Here is a 4125-nt window from a genome sequence, read left to right as displayed (position 1 = left end):
CAATGAATTAAGCTTTTTTTGAACCAAATAGTTCGGGTGTAAACACGCCGATTCAGAAAATACGGATTGCATATAAGGAAACGATGGCTTCAGCCTCGCTAATTCATTGGCATTGGGCTTTAGCCTCGTTATGTTCAGGACTGAAGTCTCCGATTCCAAATGAGTTTTGCAAGAAATCTAATCTTTTTGGTCGGTTAACACCGACCCTACGCGTTTTCTAAAACTCTCTCCAAAGTATATTTTAAATCTTCATCTAAATCTAAAGACTTTAACATCCATCTGATATAACCCGCATCACTCCTCGCAATATCCTCTATCTGCTCACCTTTATACTTACCAAATTTAAAGCTTTTCATAAATACAGGTGTATTGGTCAACTCCTCTAATTTAAGCATAGGATTAACCCCTCGATACTGCTCTTTGACCTTTGCAACAAGCTTTGAGAGTAGCAGTTTCATCACAAGCACATCACCAATTGCATCGTGTGCTTTTATAGTGATTCCATGTTTATCAGCCTCTCTCTGCTCATCTTGATAGAGGTCAAGAGAGTATCTAAAGTATTGAAGACGATGATAGTTCGAGTCAGGGTAGAGATGTTTGGAGCAACGAAGCGTATCTATCAGTTTCATTCTATTTTCAAACCCCTCTTTTTTTAACATACCCAAATCAAATGAGATATTATGAGCTATGAGATAGTTATTTTCACTATTTAGAGATTGAATATCTTTATAAAATTTAGTTGAACTAAAAGGAGCCTTTCCCTCTAGTAGTTCAGGAGTTATATTATGCACCTCCATCGCCTCTGTCTTAATAGCAACATCAGAGGAGCAAAGCTCATCATAGACCTCAACAGCACCTTTTGCACCAACTACCATTGCACCCACTTGTATAATTCTATCTTCATCTTGGTTACCAGTTGTTTCTGTATCAAACAGAATATATTTAGTCATTTTTTTTCCTATTTTTGAAATTTTTTATATATTTGTAAAATGATTTTAGCTCCTTTACAAAGCTACTATCTTTAGAGAAATATCTCTCTTTTATATTTTTGAGTATAGGCTTTATCTTAGTTTTTATATCTAGCATTATAGTGATACTTTTTTTGTATATAGTTGTATCTTTCAACCACTCAATACCACTCATCAATTTCTCATACGCCAAAGCAAACCAATTAAAACTTAATAGTTTAGACTTTGCTACTTTAAAAAGCCAAAAAGTAAATCCTGCTATTGGTATCTTGGCGATGTAGAGAGTCGTACCCAACAGAACCTTACCCTGCACAAAAAACAGACCAGCAAGAAGCCCAGCACCTTCAACACCTAAAAGGAGAACTGTAAAAAATAGTAAAACGATATGACGATTAGAGAGATTTATAACTTTTTCAAGCCTAAGAAGAATACGAAATGAGGCTATCTTATCATAGATAGGTTTAGCTAAACCTTCCCAAATTATTTCTTCAAATAGTATAAAGAGAAAAACTAAAACAAACTGAACAGCAATAAGTAGTCGTTGTGCTATTTTTTGTAGGAATTCCATAGATTCAGTGCCTTAAAACCGATAGATTATTTTGGAGATAATTTATAAGAGTACCCATCGTAGATACCCTAGGAGTGCGAGAATAAAAACCTATTTTCTTCTAAGCTCTTTAATTCTAGCTTTTTTACCTTTAAGAGCTCTAAGATAGAATAGTTTTGCTCTTCTAACTCTACCTCTTCTAAGTACAGTAATGCTCTCGATACTATCAGAGAAAACAGGGAAAATTCTCTCAACACCAACAGAGTTAGCACCAATTCTTCTAATCATCATAGTTCTACCAGTACCTTGACCACGAAGAGCTATACATACACCCTCAAAGTTCTGTACTCTACTCTTTTCACCCTCTTTAATGTTTACAGCAACTCTTAGTGTATCACCTGCTCTAAACTCAGGGACAGACTTACTCTCTAGTTGTGCTTGTTCAAAACTTTCAATATATTTATTTCTCATAATAATTTACCTTTGGAGATTTTTATGCATATCAGGTCTAAAGTATTTTGTTTTACACTTTGCCATAGCATTTTTTAAGTCCGAAATTTTACCGTGATTTCCCTTTAGAAACTCTGACGGAATAGCAATTTGATTGTAAATTTTTGGTTTACTAAAGGATGGTGCTTCCAAAGAGGATAACTCAAAACTTTCTACACTCAAAGAGTCACTATTCCCAAGCACTCCATCCACATTTCTAGCAATAGCATCAGACATCACCATAGAGGGCAATTCACCACCTGTCAAGATAAAATCACCAATGGAAAAAACCTCATCCACCATCTGTTCAATAAACCGTTCATCCATCCCCTCATATCGTCCTGATATAAATACAATATGCTCTTTTTTAGCCAACCGCTTTGCATCATTTTGTCTAAAAGGTTTTCCCACAGGAGTAGCCACTATAATGTAAGCCTCAGGTGATGAATTTTTAATAGCATCAATAGTATCAAATAGAGGTTGAGGAGTCATTAGCATACCTGCTCCACCACCTATCATTGGTCTGTCTACTTTGTTGTGTTTGTCTTCTGTGTAGTCTCTTGGATTAATGTAATCTATATCTATATACTTACTATCTATCGCTCGTTTTAAAATAGAATCGGAAAAGTATCCCTCTATAATATTTTGGAAAAGCGTTACGAAGGAGAATTTCATTTTTACCTACTCTGCCACTTAAATATCTCTAAAATTAATATCTTATCTTGCTCTACCTTATATATTATAGTATAACCTCTTCTAAAGATGCTGATATTTTATCATTGGCTATATATCTAAGGATACTTTGTAGTCCTCTTTTATATCGAGGTTTTTTCTCAACAGTCATCTCTTTACGCCAAACTCTCTTTCAAAAAAAATATCCATATCTATATCATACTCCTCTTGCGAAAGACTCTTCTCTTGTTCAGAGGCATAGACTCGGCGTTGTACCTCTTCTATGCTATTAATCACAAGCTCTCTAGGAAACTTTTCTCTTTTTTGGAGAATTTTAATCTTATTATCGTTAACAAAGCTATCTATTATCGCTTTAAAATGGGGATAAAAACTCTCATCAATCTGAAGATTAATTGTATGCACGGCTCTTTCCTATATACTGATTTTTTTAATTATAGCACAAAGTTTGTTATACTAACTAGCCTCTAAAATCTCTTTAGCATCTTTAGTCAAGACCATTTTAGCTTTAACATCACTCTTCAAAACATATCGCTCGATATAAGGTACTAAAAATGTTTTAGCCAATCCATTCTCAATCAACTTATTATCTGTCTCTATAAACATATAATTCACATCAGCCAACCGTTGAATTTCAATAATTTTACCTAAAACCTCATCATCCTCGACAACAGAACACTCCTCAATCTCAAACCAAAAATGTTCACCCTCTTTCAGGTCACATCTCTCTTTGGTCTCTTCAAGAGTTGCATATATTTTAGTATTGGTAAGTTTCTTAGCATAATCTATACCCTCATAACCTCTAAAAGTTACAATACCTCGGTCAAGATTAATACGCAAAATTTCAAGAGAGCCTGAACTCGTATCAAAAGAGTAACCTACTTTGAACTGTTCGGGAAAGTCTGTATGGAGATGAAGTTTCAAATCTCCATGAAGTCCGTGGGTCTTACCCACTTGGGCTATAAAAAACTTTTGAGTTTTATTCATACTTGGACTATTTTTTTGATTCTACATTAACTCTATAGTTACATCCACCCTTGGCTTTGCAACCAGAGATAACTGTCTTGATAGAGTTAATCATTCGCCCCTCTTTACCTATGAGCTTACCCACATCCTCACTATTTGCGACGATAGTAATCTCATCATAGTTCTCCTCCAAATTCTTAACCGATACAGCTATATCTTCAGGATGACTCACTAATAGTTTGGCATATTCAGCGACGAATTCAGAGACCATAGTGACTACTTACTTGTAATCTTTTTAACTCTGTCACTCATCTGAGCACCAACAGAAGTCCAATAGTTTAGTCTCTCCATGTCTACAACAAGGTTATCCTCTTTAATCATTGGATTATAGTGACCAATTGATTCAATCCAACCACCATCTCTTCTTTTTCTGCTATCTGTTACTACGATTCTATAAAAAGGCAT

8 protein-coding genes are annotated in these 4125 nt (G+C 34.9%); all 8 read right to left on the bottom strand.

Translation table 11 applies throughout. The features are described 5' to 3' along the window. Nucleotides 1-206: 206 nt before the first annotated feature. A complete protein-coding gene (locus GSY74_RS08685) occupies nucleotides 207-950 on the bottom strand; it encodes an exonuclease domain-containing protein (protein ID WP_164664712.1) in 744 nt (247 codons plus the stop codon). Beyond that, entirely contained in the window at nucleotides 943-1536 is a 594-nt protein-coding gene (locus tag GSY74_RS08680) for a hypothetical protein (protein ID WP_164664711.1), read from the bottom strand. Before GSY74_RS08680 ends, GSY74_RS08685 begins: the two co-directional genes overlap by 8 nt. A 90-nt stretch (nucleotides 1537-1626) precedes the next feature. After that, nucleotides 1627-1986 carry a 50S ribosomal protein L19 gene (gene rplS / locus GSY74_RS08675; RefSeq protein ID WP_164664710.1) on the bottom strand — a complete coding sequence of 120 codons (360 nt, stop codon included), beginning with the start codon at nucleotides 1984-1986 and terminating at the stop codon, nucleotides 1627-1629. 6 nt (nucleotides 1987-1992) lie between these two features. Beyond that, a complete protein-coding gene (trmD, locus tag GSY74_RS08670; RefSeq protein WP_164664709.1) occupies nucleotides 1993-2679 on the bottom strand; it encodes a tRNA (guanosine(37)-N1)-methyltransferase TrmD in 687 nt (228 codons plus the stop codon). 165 nt (nucleotides 2680-2844) lie between these two features. Beyond that, nucleotides 2845-3099, bottom strand: a complete 255-nt coding sequence (locus GSY74_RS08665) for a hypothetical protein (RefSeq protein ID WP_164664708.1) — start codon at nucleotides 3097-3099, stop codon at nucleotides 2845-2847. A 51-nt stretch (nucleotides 3100-3150) separates the two neighbouring features. After that, nucleotides 3151-3681 (bottom strand): ribosome maturation factor RimM, encoded by a 531-nt coding sequence (gene rimM, locus GSY74_RS08660; RefSeq protein WP_164664707.1) that lies wholly within the window; start codon nucleotides 3679-3681, stop codon nucleotides 3151-3153. 7 nt (nucleotides 3682-3688) lie between these two features. Continuing rightward, entirely contained in the window at nucleotides 3689-3931 is a 243-nt protein-coding gene (locus GSY74_RS08655; RefSeq protein ID WP_164664706.1) for a KH domain-containing protein, read from the bottom strand. Nucleotides 3932-3936: 5 nt separating this feature from the next. Beyond that, nucleotides 3937-4125: a 30S ribosomal protein S16 gene (rpsP, locus tag GSY74_RS08650; protein WP_164664705.1), complete on the bottom strand. Its 189-nt coding sequence runs from the start codon at nucleotides 4123-4125 to the stop codon at nucleotides 3937-3939.

The organism is Sulfurovum sp. bin170 (genome assembly GCF_010892395.1).
Classification (GTDB): Bacteria; Campylobacterota; Campylobacteria; order Campylobacterales; family Sulfurovaceae; genus UBA1140.
Note: the sequence above shows the minus strand (reverse complement) of the source record. Positions and strands in the feature narration are given on the sequence as shown.

What these genes read in the sequence shown, in the direction of transcription:
- GSY74_RS08685 (WP_164664712.1), bottom strand. Translation starts at nt 950, where the DNA reads ATGACTAAATATATTCTGTTTGATACAGAAACAACTGGTAACCAAGAT.
- GSY74_RS08680 (WP_164664711.1), bottom strand. Translation starts at nt 1,536, where the DNA reads ATGGAATTCCTACAAAAAATAGCACAACGACTACTTATTGCTGTTCAG.
- rplS (WP_164664710.1), bottom strand. Translation starts at nt 1,986, where the DNA reads ATGAGAAATAAATATATTGAAAGTTTTGAACAAGCACAACTAGAGAGT.
- trmD (WP_164664709.1), bottom strand. Translation starts at nt 2,679, where the DNA reads ATGAAATTCTCCTTCGTAACGCTTTTCCAAAATATTATAGAGGGATAC.
- rimM (WP_164664707.1), bottom strand. Translation starts at nt 3,681, where the DNA reads ATGAATAAAACTCAAAAGTTTTTTATAGCCCAAGTGGGTAAGACCCAC.
- GSY74_RS08655 (WP_164664706.1), bottom strand. Translation starts at nt 3,931, where the DNA reads ATGGTCTCTGAATTCGTCGCTGAATATGCCAAACTATTAGTGAGTCAT.
- rpsP (WP_164664705.1), bottom strand. Translation starts at nt 4,125, where the DNA reads ATGCCTTTTTATAGAATCGTAGTAACAGATAGCAGAAAAAGAAGAGAT.